Origin of the sequence: Affinundibacterium seohonense, from assembly GCF_014284305.1 — a bacterium.
Taxonomy (GTDB): Bacteria; Pseudomonadota; Gammaproteobacteria; order Burkholderiales; family Burkholderiaceae_D; genus Undibacterium; species Undibacterium seohonense.
Window position 1 is genome coordinate 41,411 of record NZ_JACOFW010000011.1, and the last position, 16,184, is coordinate 57,594.

At 46.4% G+C, this 16,184-nt stretch carries 14 protein-coding genes; 8 read left to right on the top strand and 6 right to left on the bottom strand.

Annotated features, from left to right (window positions below; translation table 11 throughout):
• Window positions 1-71: 71 nt before the first annotated feature.
• Window positions 72-989 (bottom strand): hypothetical protein, encoded by a 918-nt coding sequence (locus tag H8K52_RS11185; RefSeq protein WP_186922987.1) that lies wholly within the window; start codon window positions 987-989, stop codon window positions 72-74.
• Between the two features lie 249 nt (window positions 990-1,238).
• The gene (locus tag H8K52_RS11190) at window positions 1,239-1,580 is read right to left on the bottom strand and encodes a winged helix-turn-helix transcriptional regulator (protein ID WP_186922988.1); all 342 of its coding nucleotides are present in this window, start codon (window positions 1,578-1,580) and stop codon (window positions 1,239-1,241) included.
• 108 nt (window positions 1,581-1,688) lie between these two features.
• On the opposite strand from H8K52_RS11190, the gene H8K52_RS11195 reads away from it, so the two are divergent.
• Window positions 1,689-2,477 (top strand): SDR family NAD(P)-dependent oxidoreductase, encoded by a 789-nt coding sequence (locus H8K52_RS11195; protein WP_186922989.1) that lies wholly within the window; start codon window positions 1,689-1,691, stop codon window positions 2,475-2,477.
• 154 nt (window positions 2,478-2,631) lie between these two features.
• Complete coding sequence (locus tag H8K52_RS11200; RefSeq protein WP_343044188.1) at window positions 2,632-2,865, top strand: alpha/beta fold hydrolase; 234 nt, start codon at window positions 2,632-2,634, stop codon at window positions 2,863-2,865.
• A gap of 84 nt (window positions 2,866-2,949) precedes the next feature.
• Here the strand turns inward: H8K52_RS11200 and H8K52_RS11205 are convergent, their stop codons facing one another.
• A complete protein-coding gene (locus H8K52_RS11205) occupies window positions 2,950-3,645 on the bottom strand; it encodes a right-handed parallel beta-helix repeat-containing protein (protein WP_186922991.1) in 696 nt (231 codons plus the stop codon).
• Window positions 3,646-3,769: 124 nt separating this feature from the next.
• Here H8K52_RS11205 and H8K52_RS11210 point away from each other — a divergent pair, with 124 nt between their 5' ends.
• The 5 genes from H8K52_RS11210 to H8K52_RS11230 all read left to right on the top strand — a co-directional run bounded on the left by H8K52_RS11210 (window position 3,770) and on the right by H8K52_RS11230 (window position 9,555).
• Window positions 3,770-4,321 carry a DUF6279 family lipoprotein gene (locus H8K52_RS11210; protein ID WP_222613760.1) on the top strand — a complete coding sequence of 184 codons (552 nt, stop codon included), beginning with the start codon at window positions 3,770-3,772 and terminating at the stop codon, window positions 4,319-4,321.
• Window positions 4,322-4,443: 122 nt separating this feature from the next.
• Window positions 4,444-5,190 (top strand): alpha/beta hydrolase, encoded by a 747-nt coding sequence (locus H8K52_RS11215; RefSeq protein WP_186922993.1) that lies wholly within the window; start codon window positions 4,444-4,446, stop codon window positions 5,188-5,190.
• A 124-nt stretch (window positions 5,191-5,314) separates the two neighbouring features.
• Complete coding sequence (locus H8K52_RS11220) at window positions 5,315-7,231, top strand: glycosyltransferase family protein (protein ID WP_186922994.1); 1,917 nt, start codon at window positions 5,315-5,317, stop codon at window positions 7,229-7,231.
• A gap of 413 nt (window positions 7,232-7,644) precedes the next feature.
• A complete protein-coding gene (locus tag H8K52_RS11225) occupies window positions 7,645-8,265 on the top strand; it encodes a DUF7010 family protein (RefSeq protein WP_186922995.1) in 621 nt (206 codons plus the stop codon).
• A gap of 207 nt (window positions 8,266-8,472) precedes the next feature.
• Complete coding sequence (locus H8K52_RS11230; RefSeq protein WP_186922996.1) at window positions 8,473-9,555, top strand: GGDEF domain-containing protein; 1,083 nt, start codon at window positions 8,473-8,475, stop codon at window positions 9,553-9,555.
• Between the two features lie 43 nt (window positions 9,556-9,598).
• Here H8K52_RS11230 and H8K52_RS11235 read toward each other — a convergent pair whose 3' ends face one another.
• Entirely contained in the window at window positions 9,599-10,777 is a 1,179-nt protein-coding gene (locus H8K52_RS11235; protein WP_186922997.1) for a peroxidase, FMP-type, read from the bottom strand.
• Window positions 10,778-11,233: 456 nt separating this feature from the next.
• Window positions 11,234-12,157 (bottom strand): GGDEF domain-containing protein, encoded by a 924-nt coding sequence (locus tag H8K52_RS11240; RefSeq protein WP_186922998.1) that lies wholly within the window; start codon window positions 12,155-12,157, stop codon window positions 11,234-11,236.
• A 443-nt stretch (window positions 12,158-12,600) separates the two neighbouring features.
• Here H8K52_RS11240 and H8K52_RS11245 point away from each other — a divergent pair, with 443 nt between their 5' ends.
• On the top strand, window positions 12,601-15,318 hold the full coding sequence (locus H8K52_RS11245) for a PEP/pyruvate-binding domain-containing protein (RefSeq protein ID WP_186922999.1): 2,718 nt from the start codon (window positions 12,601-12,603) through the stop codon (window positions 15,316-15,318).
• A gap of 267 nt (window positions 15,319-15,585) precedes the next feature.
• Here the strand turns inward: H8K52_RS11245 and H8K52_RS11250 are convergent, their stop codons facing one another.
• Window positions 15,586-15,825, bottom strand: a complete 240-nt coding sequence (locus H8K52_RS11250; protein WP_186923000.1) for a hypothetical protein — start codon at window positions 15,823-15,825, stop codon at window positions 15,586-15,588.
• Between the last annotated feature and the right edge of the window lie 359 nt (window positions 15,826-16,184).

A 16,184-nucleotide genomic window follows, 5' to 3' on the forward strand; every position in this document is an offset into this window, starting at 1 on the left:
CCAAATTTTAGATACTTAGTATCTTGAAAGCTCGATGGGCTACAAGTAAATTACGAGTTAGATTAAAGGTCTTATTTGCTTAGACAAAGTGGCTTGATGACGCGGCCTAAGTGAAATGGAAACTCGTATTTCCCCCACTGTTCAATGCTGAATTTGTCTTCACGTTGGCAAACGCGAGGAAAGTCATCTTGTATAAGTCTCAATCCAAAATTCTCAGGCATTTTGCTGACTCGCAGGAATTTGTTAAGACTATCTACAACTAAGGCTGCTCCATCATGCGCCCCTTTGATGTAGGCTTGGCGCGCCAAGAAGAACGCAAATAAATGATTCTCTTGAAGTTGATAACGTGTTTTACCACCTTGTTGAATTGTGCTTTTTGTTTGATTTAATACTTTCGCCGCATTGAGTAGGGTATTGGCATCCCACAGAATATCGTCGGCTATCATTTCATACAACCTCGCTCTGCGCTGGCTATCACCGATACGTTCAATGGTTCGGTTAAAGATCATTTCTTCTTTTTTAAACAGGCTGCGAGTCTGTTGGTCTGCAGTGTAAAGCTGATTGATCTCTTGATCCCGATTTGTTGTACGCAGTGAATCAGGTAGTGGATCTTGATTTGTACTTCGATATGAAGCCAATAATGCGAATGGGAAACCTCGCTGCATACGTTCAATATCAGTGATGGTATTTGGTGCAATAGACTGTTCCTTCGAGTTTCTATCTTCAATCCAGCTGACATCGAGTTCTATTGGAAGACCCATCACTCGGCAATAGCGATATGGGCCAAAAAGAGCACTTGGTTTGTCGTGGTTTAAACGAGCAAATTCCTTGAGTAGAAAAAAAGTGAACAGATGCATTTCTTGGGAGCGGTAGTCTTCGCCGTCATCAGGTTCATTTTCGGTATTCGTGTGTTGAAAAATAATTGCGGCTTGACGTAAGCTCTTTGCAGACCAGGGCAAGTCTTGTGCAATAGCTTCAAATACTTCCATTCGTTTTTCTGCGTTTGTGTCCGCTGTCGATGCATTATTTGCCGTTGTTTTGATCGCGGGAGCGAAATGGCGTGAGCGCACGGTTGGCGATGCGATTGATGAAGTTTGGGTACCAATCAAAAATAGCATGGCGAATAAAATTACGTTTCTTTTCATACGATGGTGAGATTGAAAATGTCAATTGTGTGTGTCCGCTTGACTGTCTCGAATGAGCAGTAAGTCCAGCGATAAAATTACTCAGAAATCGTTTTAATTGTCAGCTTGTATTTCATCTTGCAGCTTCTCAAGCTCATCTAATATCCGCATAAATTTTTTGCCGAAATCCGTTACCGCGTATTCCACGCGTGGCGGCACTTCCGGATAAACATTTTTTTGTAGGATCCCAAATTCGACATTCTTACGCAAGCATTCGTTGAGCACTTTGGTCGTCAAGCCTTCGACACTTTTGACCATTTCACCGGGTCGCTGCTTGCCATGTTGCAGCAATTGGTAAACCGTCAGCGACCATTTGCAACCGTAAATTGCCTCGACCATACGCGCGCTACGTTCTGGTGCCGATTTTCTGGAAAATATTTTTTCGTTTGTATTCATAAAGATGTACCTAAAAGTACCTATGGCACCAAATTGTGCTTACTTTTCAAGACGTTTTCACATCTCCATACTGCAAGCCTCGCAGTTTAACTCGTTTGGAGAATAGATATGAACAACAGCACCAGAAACCATCAAACCAAAAACGCGCTGATCATCGGCGGATCTAGTGGCATGGGCTTGGCAAGCGCCGAGCAGTTGGTAAAGAAAGGCATCCATGTCAGCATCGTTGGCAAGCAGGCAGACAAGCTTGCGGATGCGAAACGCAAGCTATTGGAATTAGCTCCGACAGTGACGGTTAATACGCTACAAGCGGATTTGTATCGTCAGGATGATGTTGACAGTCTCATTGCGCACATCGACGAGAAAGCGACGCCGATTGACTATTTGATCAATGCTGCTGGTACATTTAAACCTTTGGCTTTCTTATCGCATCAGCGTAGTGATTATCGCGCTTACATGGATTTGAACGAGGCTAGTTTTTTCATCACCCAAGCAGTCGCTCGCAACATGATCAAACACGGTGGTGGTGCGATAGTGAACATTGGCTCGATGTGGGCGAAACAGGCGATCAAAATCACACCGTCTTCCGCGTATTCTATGGCAAAGGCAGGACTGCATTCTTTAACGCAACATCTGGCGATGGAATTGGCAGAGCACCATATTCGAGTGAATGCAGTGTCACCTGCGGTTGTCCAAACACCGATCTATCAAGGCTTTATCCCTGCCGATCAGATTGATGGCGCGATGGTAGGTTTGAACAGTTTTCACCCAATCGGACGGGTTGGCCAACCACATGATGTCGCAAGTGCTATTGCCTTCTTGCTTAGCGATGAGGCTGCTTGGGTTACTGGAGCTGTATGGGACGTGGATGGTGGTGTGATGGCAGGAAGGAATTGAAAAGCGTCTGATGTTCAATGATTGCAAGAGAATGGCGAATACACGGCAAAGTGGTAAAGATTTTTTAGTCGTGATAATGAAAACTCATCAAATGAGACAGCACGAATAAATCTGTAATCGGTGCTGACTTATTTGTTGAATTTGCTGAAATAGGATTGCGCCCACGCAGAACCCATGTCATCTGCTTTTGTCCGCACTAGTACTCCCAGTAACGATATTGCAAGGCGACGATGATGCGATCGTGCCGCCATCAGTCGCAGCTTCGTACTGCGCAGCGTTTCCGCGCACGCGTTTGGTCTCTTTAGCGAATTGTGGTCACTTTGATTTGATGGATCCGGCAACTGAAGCGTGGGAGATAGTTTTGCGTGAGCTACGTACTCTGGGTTGACTTCCTCGCAGGATAGGTATGATTTCTGTGCCTATCCTACGAGAACCTCGTGTGACTTACATTGTTTTTAAACGTGAAATCAGATTAGAAGTTTCCACCTGCATTCGTACTGGTAGCCAGCTCAGTTCCTGTAAATGTCGTTGAACACAATTGTGTGAGATTGTCTTGATAAGTCGCGCGAACATCTAATCGCATTGCAGTTTGACACATGCTGAAGCTGTTACCGCGGAAGATATTACCTTTGCCACGGTTTACAATACCCGTGATCGAACCACTAATGTGATTGCCGTCTATCAGTGATGCATTCGCGTTTACCAAAATCGATGTACCTGAATTTGGATTGTCGTTGCGTATTTGATTGTGTTCGACTATGGCAGCAAAACCGCCAACCGATATGCCTACAGCATTATTGATTGCGTTAATATTTTTCACCGAGCAGCTGGTACAGGCACTTAGAGCAACAGCATAGTTACAATCACGCACACTGCCGTTTTCGATGCTGACATTGCTGACGGATTGCGAACCCATGATCGCGTTTTGTCCGGCGACACATTTCAACGAAAATCCCCCTAGATTGAGCGTGACGTTACTTGCTCCGATACTAATTTGGATACCATTAGCGGCGCTTGATTGGAGATCGCTAGTCAAACAGTATTGTCCAGGTGTCGTAATGGCAAATGGAAGGCTATTGATCGCGGTACAGGCCGCTGCATTGTTGCTGTAAGCTAGTCCAATCAACATGCAGAAGATAAATAGTTTCAAACGTTTGAGAATCATCATGACAAAACTCCTCTTTCCTTTAGATGAGAAGTATGAAAAATAGTTGGTTTCGACCACTAAATCAAACGAAACACAAAAAAGTGTTGTTTGTACTAGAAAGTCTTTTACGTTCATTCTTTCTGGATTGCTGAAGGCGTTACCAGAGTTGACTGGTTTTGCACTCGCGATGGATGCGTCACAAAAGGCGCATTTGGTGCGTAAATTTGAGAAGAACAACGAAGATTTTCGTGATAAATATTTGGATCTCACGCTAGAAAAGCAAGCCAAGGCACGCTTTAAAAAGGTCGAGAAACAAGCTGATGATTGGCTCGGTAGCGTTAGCCGAACACAAGAAGCGATCATTGCGCGGTATCTCGAGAAACATCCACCAAATTATGCGCAATGGCTAGAAGACAGCATTGCGCGTCAACGTGCTGTTTTACAGTTGCTGACGCAAATCCAGAATGAGAAGCCAAGCCGTGACGTAGCGCAGGCAATGGTGCAGCGAGCGATCCTAGCCAATTATGAACCTTCAGAACAGACGGCACAGCGCACACAAGCGGAAGCTTCACGCGTATCGATACAACAGTTGATGACCGACATCATTCGCACATCCTCGCAGGAGCAGAAGGCGCATGCACACAAGAAATTACAAGGCTTGATTGATGATTGCAAGTATCTGATCGCGCGGAAATAGGGCGACATGCTTGCTAAGATCATGAAACGATTGAGAGTTTAAACGTCTATAATTCTCGTCGTCATGTTAGTCGTTTTAACTTTCTTATCATCTCAGAAGACGCTCATACAGTTCAAATCACTATGTCTGAAGACTTATCCATTCTTAGCCGTAAGGCGAACCCTCCTGATTTAAGCCTAAGCTACGGCGATGACGCCGATCAGCTCGCTGATATTCGTTATGGTGGTCAAGGTAGCGAACTTCCATTGCTGGTTTTAATTCACGGCGGTTTTTGGAAGCCAGAATATGATCGCACCCATGCAGAAGCGATGTCATCTGCTTTGGCTGAAGCGGGTTGGACAACCTTGACGTTGGAATATCGTCGCGTATCGGGTGACCCTGATGTAACGCTGGATGATATCGCGACCGCTTTACAAGTTTTGCCAGCGCAGGTGCAGCGCCATAATGGCCGCGTGATCTTAATCGGACATTCAGCCGGTGGGCATTTAGCGCTATGGGCGGCTGTGTGTTGTGCTCAGCTTGAATTGCCCGTCGCTTTACTCGGCGTGTTAGCTTTGGCCCCCGCGGCAGATTTGCAGATGGCACATGCTTTGAATTTAGGTGATGGTGCGGTTCAGCGCTTTTTGGGACAAGACCCCGTGCATCGTGCGGATGTCAATCCCATGTGTTTGCCCGCTCCGGCGATGGCGGTGACCATCCTACAGGGCGACGACGATGAGATTGTGCCGCCTGCTGTTGCTGCCTCGTATTGTGCGGCTTTTCCAAACACGCGCATGATGTCACTGCCCGACTGCGGACATTTTGCTTTGATAGACCCGGCGACGGCGACTTGGGCGACGGTCTTGCGTGAACTAAGAGTCATTGCTTAGGTACAAAAATTACTCAACATGCAATTGATGTATTGCATAAAAGAATGCTGGTTATCGCCAGCTCTGAATCCACAGCGCAAAGCAATTATGGCTCCCACTTATTTCTACATTTACTGATCTAACGATGACTAAGCATTTTTCTCAATACACCTCGCTGCAAAGATTTTCTATCGTTTTGTTGCTTGTCCTTTTGTTTTTATTCGTAGTGAAGCGGACTTCTATGCGAGGTGATATTGACGAATACGCCTTAATGACAGTCGCACTGGCTAGCCATCTGTCACCTGATATCAGGCTAGACGATGTGCAGAAAGCGCAAGCGCTCATGCCTAAGCATAGAGCTTATTTGCAGTTGACCGCCGATGGTATTGCTGCAGGAAGAGAAGTGCCTAAGCCAGGATTTTTTCTTGGACGAGACAATAAAGTGTATGCGATCCATTTCTTTGCTTATTCGGCCTTGGCGGTGCTGCCTTTTAAGGTATTACAAGCAGTAGGGACCAATCCTTTCGAAAGCTTTTTGCTGGTGAATCTGAGTTTTATTTTCATACTAGGTATCAGCCTGTTTCAATTTTTTGACTCTGCCCGAAAGGCCACGCTGGGTTTGGTCTGTTACTTTCTTTGCGGCGGCATCAATTATTTGTACTGGAGTGGACCAGAGACGATGAGTGCCGCTGCTTTGTGTGCAGCGATATTGTTTTATGTGAGAGGGCGCTATTTTTCAGCGTGTGTATTGATTGCTCTGGCTGCCATGCAGAACCCACCCATTATTTTGGCATTGGCGTTTTTACCTTTATGCCGTTTTGTAATCAGCTATCAAGCAGATTTGTCTTTTTTTGTGAATGTCAGCAAACAGTTTTCTGTCCGGATGGTATTAGCGCTTGGACTCGGAACTTTGGGCATTGTCAGTACGGTAGGGTTTAATTATTGGGCGTTCTCTGTTCCCAACATCATCGTTAAAGTTGCCACCAGTCCTGATTTAATGAGCTGGCAAAGATTTTTTTCGCTCTTCTTCGATTTTAGTCAGGGCATGATCGTCGGCCAATTTGGTATTTGGTTGGCGATCTTGTTGATGCTTGGTATCACCTTTCTAGCTGGTAAAGAAAAATTCAAAGAAGTGCTGGTACTGTTGGTGGCGATCCTGTTTTCGATGGCGCTGGCAGTGCCGGCGTTAACCACCGGTAATTGGAATTCTGGTGCGATAGGGATGATGCGTTATGCATTTTGGGGTGGCATGCCCCTCCTTTTTGCCTTCTTTTATCTATTGCACGAAAATAGAAAGGCTCAGCGTCAACTGTTACAGCTGACTTTGTTCTTACAATTGCTTTGCACGATCAGCGCCTTTAGCTACAACGAGATTAAGCACAGTCCACTTGCTCGAATCTTGTTGCGGTACGCGCCCAATCTTTATAATCCCGTGCCGGAAGTTTTTGCTGAACGGACCCAGCATCAAGATGGCATTGAACTCGCGGTGGATCGATATTTTATTTTTGAAGGTGCTGGTGGACGTAAGAAAGTGTTGTTCCATGCTCAAAGCAGCGCATCTGACCGTCATTTGTGTGGCGCACTCGCGTTGGATCCAAGCATAGGAATGGTTTCTGCCGGTGGTGGTTGGCGGTATTTGAATGGTGAAATTGCCTGTGTGACAGAACAAACGATCACTTCTGAGGCTTTTTCACAGAGTAATCTGATCGCATTTAATTCAGGCTGGAGTGGTGTTGAGCATGGCGGCGGCGTAAGGAACGGCGTTTGGTCCGATGGTGAAGAATCACTGATCACCTTGCCTGTAGCAGCATCGAAACAAGTCAAAGGGATTAAGTTGATCGGACATTATTTTGAAGGAAACCGCCGTACACGGATTAGTATCAATGGGCGTGATCTGGGTTGGTACGATCTTGCCGAAACACCGACAATTTCTTTCGTTCCATCCAGTACGGCGTTGCGCATTGGTTTACGCCATGAATATCCACATCAACCTTCGAAGACACCCCAGTTCCAAGACGGCAGACGGCTGGCGTTTTTTTTGCGATCGGTAACGATTTACTGATACTTTCGAGATGAAGATATTCTGTAGCCATTCAGCTGTCGTGAAACGACCACTTTTTGAGCCAAACTGAACCCCTTTAGCGTCATGCCAGTTTTGATCCCACTACTGTCCGGAGTAATATTCTTGACAGTTTTGGTTTGATACGCCCTTCTCCCGCGAGAGGGAGAAGCTGGGGAGTCAAAGCATGCTTTGACGGGCGTTCAGATTCGGATGACATTTTTCAAAACACAAATATTCAAATTTTTACCCTGCCTTGTACCATTCAAACACTTCGTCTGATTGATTTAAGAATGGGGGTGACAAATGTCATGTGAAGTGATGACAAACGCTACTACGCAGATAATGGCGCTTGCTTCATGATGTCTCCATCGCTGCTTCAATTGGATTGCAGAAATTTTGAGAGGGAGTTCATCATGTCAACATCATCAGTGTCTTCAACTGTATCGATTTCATTGGATCAACAATTGGTCGAGTTTCGTCAACGTCGTTTTTTGGCAATGCCATTGGCGGGTATGCTAGTTTGGTTCGCATTGATTTTTACGGGTGCCTTTCTTAGCCCGAGAGCGCAAGTCTTGGCAGTGTTCATCGGTACCGGCAGCATCGTTTATTTGGCGATGTTCTTGGCTAAGCTGACTGGTGAGCAAGTGAAATTTAAGTCGAACAAAAACCGCAATTTCTTTGATACGCTGTTTTTGTCTGCGGTTGCAATGTGCTTCTTATGCTACGCCTTAGCAATTCCATTCTTCTTAGAAAACTATCGTAGTTTGCCCTTTGCGGTGGCAATTCTGACGGGTTTGATGTGGTTGCCGATCGGTGTATTAATCAAGCACTGGGTCTGTATTTTCCATGCCGTCGTTCGTACCGTTTTATGCACCTTGGCTTGGGTCATGTATCCCGAACACAGTTTTGTATTGCAACCGGTGATTGTGGTGGCGATGTATGTGGTGAGTATCGCTGCTTTGGAATTGCGTTGGAAACGTATGCAAGTAGCCGAACATGTTCCAGCGTCGTTGTCAGCGCAGCCTGCGATGTAATTTTTAAAGTATTCCTGAGTAATTGATGTTTATCCGAAGTATGAGTTTGTCTGAGGATGTGTAGGCATTACGTTTTGTGCCAGCATCAAACAGTACCTCAAAGTGTTGCGAAATCTTCTTGATACATATATCGCTATTCATCTTGGGCGTATCATAAGAAGTAAGGCTTAAGACGATCTGGTTTGCGAAATTGATGAGGAATTGAGGATGCCAACATTGAGACAAGTACTCTATGGAGATGTCAATTTTTTGGAAGGCGAAGAGTATCTTGCCTTTCAATTTAGGTTCCTTACCATTCTCATGCTCGCTGGTGCCGTCGTAACAGGCTTGCTTTTGCTTGGCGTTGCGACGGGTGTTAATACAATCGATACGCTTCATGTAGTGTCGATGGCGATATTTATGTCGCTCAGTTTGCTGTTGTGGCTGGTTTTACGCGGACGACCACATTTGCTTTTGAAGTTGGCATGGCTTTATGAGTGCGTTTGCATGGCCGAATATATCTCTGCTTTGTATATGGTTTCAGCTGACGAAATGCGTGTGATTTGGTTTTTTGCTAATCTCCCTGGCGTCTATATTCTGCTTGGGCAGCGAGCGGGCTTATTGATCACCCTAGCGACCATGCTTGGTTTGGCATTTGGCAATCCCTATTTGCCACAGCCTTACTCCATCAATGCGATGGCAACCTTGTTGGTTGCCTTGTTTTATTTAGGAACTTTCTTTCACGTTTATGGCGCTCGCTCGATGTCTTATTTTGTCCGCATGCGTGAATCAAACCAACGCTTGCGGCATCTCGCTAGTCATGACCCGTTGACTGATTTATTGAATGCGGGGGCGTATTACGCTACCTGTGATCAACTAATTCATTTAGCACAAAGAAACCATCAGCCATGTTCGGTGCTGTTTGTTGATCTTGATCATTTTAAGAAAGTTAACGATACGTATGGACACGAAGCGGGAGACATTGTTTTGAAAGCAGTGAGCAAAACAATGTTGCAGATGCTACGACAGAGCGATGCTGTCGGACGCATTGGTGGTGAAGAGTTTTCGGTGTTTTTACCCGATACGGATTTAGTCGGCGCGATTAAACTCGCCGAACACATGCGTGGTGAGATTGAAAACCTGATGCCACAAATCGCCACGCAGAGAATTAGAATCACCGCCAGTATTGGCATTGCCACCGCAGACCAAGTTGGTGAGAATATGGCAGCGATTCAGCGCCGGGCAGACCAAGCGATGTACAACGCTAAACAATTAGGACGTAACCGAGTGTCTTGTTTTACTGCGGCTTAAGAAGCATTTGCCCTCCCAACGATGAGAGAGCAAATTTTTTCGCTTAGCAAGCAGTTTTTTTACGCAGCGTATTAATCTGTATATGCGGCCAACGCGTGGTTTGTCCATTCGAACCCACCATAAATTCGAAGAAGATGATTTGTTCGTACTGCAGTTGCAGAACTTCTTGACCATCTTCAATCACGGTTTCCAGCCACATGTTCAAACTCATCTCCGTCACATCGGCAAATTTTTTGACGAAAGGAATATTCAAAATCCCGCCTTGCGGGCCGCCATCGTGTTTGCTGGTCAATTGTATCAGTGTGTATTTGCTGATGTTTTGATCTTTGATCGCATCACGCAAACGCAAGTCTGGACGCACTGAATATGGGTAGTGCGAATCTGCGACGATGCGCTGGAAATAAGTGAGGTTGCTGTCCGGTTGCGTCACTGGTAGTGATTTATCAAATGCCCATGCGGGTGCTGGTTCATCGAGGTTGAGCGGCACGGCAGTCGAGCCATCGGGTGGCGTCAACAGCGCAGACGCACCCATGCTCGGAGAAATAGCCAGCGGTGATGAAGCAAGATTCGGCGCATTGGCAACTTGTAGTGCCGGCCAAGAGGTGATGAAAGGCTGACTCCAGCTAGCCGTGCCAGTTGGGAAAGGTGGTTTACCTTCAACATCTTGCGCAAAGCTGCCAGTCAACATAATGGAACTGCCGTGTGGAATCGTACCACTACGTGCGATCGCATACGGTGGAACGTCATTAGGTCCATTCGCACCCGCGCCAATCGCAATCAGTGGATAGCCATTGTCTTCAATCACGGACTCTTCCGTCGCTGCATGGTTATACATTTGGTCAACCCACAAATACATCCCTACTTCTTCGTGGATGCCGACGCCATCACTGACGCGCTGCACGCTTTGTCGATATTCCACCGCGCCGGTGAATTGTTCATTCGTACCGCCACGATTACGTACGCCGCCTGCGACCGGGGTGAAGGTCAGCTCTTCCGTATAGTCTTCGCATAGGAAGTGGAAAACGCCGAAAATGGTCTCGGTATTGGTTCCAGGCGAAGGCATGCACGTCGTGTGTAAGCCCCAACCAGTGGTATTGTTGTTGGGATTGACATTGACCCAGGTCCCGAAGAATGGTTCCAAGATGCCGTAATTCGCCGGCTCGTTTAGAACCGCATCGGTATACTCTGGGTATGGTGGTGTGGGGTTTTGCGGAATTGCCATGATGAAGGTCTCCTTAGGTACTGATTTTTGATCACATGTTTAAATCTTTCGATTGAGTTTGTTCAACTTTCGAAAGGTGGAGCAATAGACTAGAACGGTGTTTCAACCACCCGCATCAACGCCGTCTGAATGTAGTAGCGAGAGACAACTACGCAGGTGGAACATAGTACGGTTTCAGCATATGGCGAAACAGTCATCCCTTTTCAGCAAGCTTCGTGCCAATTGGAGAAGGATTGACAAGTTTAAGATGTGAACGTCGTTTGTGTGTCGAGCTTAGAAGTTACTTCAGGTTGTTGAGAAATTCTTCCGAAGCTCGCTTGAGGGAACTTGCGCTGATCTTCCATGCTCATTTACATGTCAAAAATTAGATATTCGACATGTAAGGTGCCCACTTAGTGGCGTTAGTGACCTAACAAATTTGGGATAAATTATCCAGATTCACTTGTATTGACAAGATCAAGACGGCGCAATTTGGAATTGATCTCGTCCTAGGTTTTTTGCCGAATAGAGTGCGATGTCAGCACGTTTTAAGATGCTCCTCAAAGACTCATCAGTGCACAGACTCGCGATGCCGGCAGAAAAGGAATACGTCAGCGTGGGATGCTCTTTGGCTGGATATGCACTTCTGACAGTTTCTAGTAGGCGATCGATGATGGTGCTCGCCGTATCGATCGAAACATCTGGTAGCACCAATAGAAATTCTTCGCCGCCAATCCGACCACATCCATCCTCACGTCGGGTGCAGGCTTGTAGGTGTTGTGCGAAGTCACGGATAACGAGATCGCCAATGTCATGCCCATATTGGTCGTTGATCTTCTTGAAGTGATCGAGATCTAAGCAGGCGATGCAGAGGGGTCTCTTATCGCTTGCTGCTTGGCGAATGGCGATGTCGAGCAGTTGCATAATATGCCCGCGATTGCTTATCCCTGTTAATGCATCCGTTTGCGATGCTCGTAAAGCTTTGTCTCTATCGATTCTTAATTCTCGGGCATCTTGTCGCAGGCAAGTTATATCACTGGCGATACACAACATCGCGCCGTTGGCATGCAGGGTTTCGGTCATCCAGATCCAACGGCCATCTGTCAGATCGGCTTCGAATGCACGGAATTCTTGTTTGCCTCTTCTTGATAGAACCGATGCGATCCAAACTTCAAAATCATTGTCACTAACAGTTGAACCGCGCGTCGCGTGGAAGTTAGCACGCATCATATCGGCAAATGTTGTCTCGCCATTTGGTGTGGCAAAAAAAGCGGCTTGAAATGCGCGATTAGCATAGCAAAGCAAGTCATTACTATCGAAGATGGCGATTAACTGCTCACTTTGGTCAAACAATTCGAGTAAAAATGGCGTTAGTGCCTCTATTGAATTCTTGCACTGCATGTTGTGACCTCGAGTGGACGTTGCACGGTTTGTTTGTGCACAAAGTTAATCTAGGTATTCGATTTTAGTTTGCCCTATTTTACTGATTTGCCGTTGAAATTGGGTGACATCGTCTTTTAGACGACGAGTATTTGTAAATGCAACGACAATCTCCTATATGAGATAAGCAGATTTCCGGATTGGCGGTGCGATGGCTAAATATTAATATTGCGTCAAGTCGATTTCATCAAACGCCGTATTTATTCGTTATCTCTCATGACCGTGTGTATTTCAAAATCAAGTCGCCAACTTAATACAAATTGGTGGGTGGTCGATCATTTGCATCGTTATCCAGCTATTTGTGAACGAAGCGCCTACCCGTATGGCAAGCAGCGAGAACGGCTGCCCCGCGATGGCAAACCTTTGGCATCAGCAGATTGCGAAATACAAGCTGGAGCTTTGACATGAGATTATCGGCCATGAGCGAGGCACGCTGTTTTCTTGACTGTCATCAAATAGGCATGGAACAAAATGAAGGTGTAGATGCGCTCATCGGCGGCAAAGCCGCTCAATTAGCCTTGTTGAGTCGATATGGCTTACCTGTTCCTCCTAGCTTCGTTATTCCAGCGCCGATTTGTCGTTCCTTGATACCCGATTTGTTGTGGCAAAGTGCGATTGCTGTTTGTTCGCAATATGCGCGCGAAGGAACGAATGAAGAGGTAGAAAAAAAGCTTCAAAGGATTCGCTTGCGAATTTGGGGCTTGCGTCTTCGTGCAGATTTTCGTGCTTGTTTGTATGGCTTCCTTACTTCAAAAAACTGGCATGACCAAGTACTAGCCGTTCGTTCCTCTGCCATCGGGGAAGACGGAAAGCAACATTCATTCGCCGGCATTTATCGCAGTGAACTCAATGTAGTTGGTAATGACGCACTGGAATCGGCAATCCTTCAAGTGATTGCCTCATTGTGGACATTGCAAGCGTGCGCCTATCGAGAAAGTATCCAATGTCGTCATGACGACGCAAGTATGGCGGTGATTGTGATGCCCATGGTCGATAGTATTGCTGCTGGCGTGGCGTTTACTTGCGATCCTCGCGATGGCAGAGAAGATCGTCTGCTGATCAGCAGCGTTTATGGCTTAGCAGATGAATTAGTAACGGGTAAAGTGAGTGGTGAGGACGTGATCATTCAGCGTGACTGGTCCTGTCAGGATTGGCGTGTTGTTGGCAGGCGTCTTAAGGGTTCGTCTGTGATGCAAATGTTGGGTAATGATCGTTCTGGAAAAGACACTAAAAATGAGGCAGATCGTCCTTACATTTTGAACGATACGAAAGCGATACAGTTGGCGCAACTCGCGATGCGTGCTGCCAAGGCGTTCGATTATGCACAAGCGTTTCTTGATATCGAATGGGTTTTTGATGGAGAGCAATTTTTCTTGGTTCAGGCACGACCGATAAGTGCAAGGAGTTCATTCACCTACCCACAATTGCGGACGCAAAAGTTAATTTGGACGAATGGAAACACGAAAGAAATTTTTCCATTTCCAATGAAAGCGAGTGAATTAGAACCCATGTTGTGTGCGATCAATGAGATGTTGACCCTAGCGCCGCGCGTTCTTGGCATTCAAGTGCTTGAGGGACTACAACGAGCCAGATTATTTGATGGACGTTTGTATCTGAATGTTTCTGCTATCCAATGGGAACTCTTTCAACACTTTGATCTGCGACCCGACGACGTCAATTTTATTTTTGGGGGGCATCAACCCGCAATCACATTACCTTCCCGTAATTGGCATAACCGACTACGGGTTGCACGAAATTTTCTTCTGGCGTTTGTTCGCTTTCCCGCATATCGCCGCCGCGGTTTGCGCGAAGCAAGCGATGTCGCTGTCAATGCTATCGTATGGCGGCAGCAAGATTTGAGTCTGTTAGAAATTCGCGAATTGCTAGAGGAACTCGGTGACCGCGCTCGGCACACTTATCGTCAATTTCAAGGTATGTGTCTGATGCAGGGCGCGAGCGGAACTCTGATCCAGTTGCAAAAGTTGATCGACAAATTATGCGGTGATGAATCAAAAGCGATAGTTGCCGCATTGATGACAGAAGGCGAAAAAAGCATCAGTGCACAACAAGGTTTAGATTTGATACAACTGGCTAAGTTAGCTGCGCAGGATCAGATTGCTATGCGATTTTTGACATCCGAAGAAGCAAGCACACCATGTGAAATTGATGACGCACTATGTACTCCTGCATTTAAGCAAGCGTACGTTGAATTTTTGGATAAATACGGCCACCGAGGCAACTATGAATCCTATCTCTCTAGACCAAGTTGGCGGGAACAAACCGAAAATCTGCATTTGGCCATCATCAATCTGGTCGATGCTGATATTGGTGTGCTCGAGCAAAGACAGCGACAACAGATCGAATGGGCTTGGACTAGGCTAGGAGAGAGGTGCCATTTCTTCCAGCGCATTCTTATCCGTCAGTTACAAAGACAAGCAAAAATAGAGTGCAATCAGCGTGAGTTTGCACGTAGCCACTTTGCGCTAGTCCATGCGCGTTCGCGAGCGCTCATGTTAGAAATTGGCAGGCGCTTAACGGAACAAGAAAAAATTGCAGCGCCGGTTGATATTTTTCATCTCGATTATGCTGAAATTGAATCGGCGTGTATTGGTGATTTACCGGCCTATGCCTTGCAGAATCGAATCGTTGATCGCAAGAGAAAAATTGAACGATGGGAGCAAATTGCAGTGCCCGACGTAGTGCTGCAAGATGTGCACAACGTCGCTAGACAAAGTGCAGATTCGCAATCACAAGAGCCCGCTAATGTGGTTTCCGTAAAGTCTCAAGAAGGCTTTTTTCAGTGGCAAGGTATCGCTGTCAGCATGAGTAGTTATCGAGGCAAAGTCGTGTTTCTCGAATCCCCCAGCGAAATTGGAGCGATGCAACAAGGTGACGTTGTCGTGGCGATGAGCACGGATCCAAGTTGGTTGCCAGTCTTTTTAAAAGCGGGCGCGATGATCGTGGAAACAGGGGGCTATCTCTCGCACACGGCGATCGTGGCGCGTGAGCTCGGCATTCCTAGCGTGGTGAATGTGCCCGGCATTGCCAAGCTCTTGAAAAATGGCGATGAGGTATGGCTCGATGGACCGAATGGCCGGGTTGTTTTGCTTGCCGCGTCTTAGCCTTCAATTCCTGTGAAAATGACCATGGGTGTGGTCTGTTACCACGGTCAATTTTTATAAACATTTTTAGAGACAATCATTGATAAAGTACATACATGAAATATTTTCCTCGCAAAGTTTTAGCGATAGTCACCCTGCTTGCGCTGGAGGCAATGGCAAATACCGATGTGATCAAAGCTCATCCTGGGCGCTGACTAGGTGATATAAAAATCCCGAATGTGCCAACTTTGAAGATCGGAGTCGAATTGTTTATTCGCGCTGACGGTTCTAGTTGGGCGAATGTTGTTTCGTCCAGGTAGAGTGGTCCCCAGTCGAGCCATCGTGCGGCGTCAACAGCGCAGACGCGCCCATGCTAGGAGAAAAAGTCAGCGGTGATGAAGCTAGATTCGGCGTATTGGCAACTTGTAGTGCAGGCCAAGAGGCGATGAAAGGCTGACTCCAGCTATCGGTGCCAGTTGAAAATGGTAGCTTAGCTTTGACATCTTGCGCAAAGATGCCCGTCAACATAATGGAACTGCCATGCGGAATTGTGCCACTACGTGCTATCGCATATGGTGAAACGTCGTTCGACCCATTTTTATCGAATCAAAGTATTGCAGCGTCGAAAGCGAGAAGTCTCTTCAATTTCATCTATACCGATTGAGTGCTCTGTCATAAGCTAGTGAGAGCACAAGATGCTATTTCGTGATGAAACCAAAATTAATTTTTAGCAAGCATCGTGCCATCAGAGAAATATCGGCCTGTTCGACTCCCTTTTTCAGCAATCTAGACTGGACTATTGCGATCACTTGATTTGGGTAGCTGGTTGGATGAAGAATAGTGACTATTTGCACCGCTTTACATGTCAAGCCTTCGCTTGCTCGACA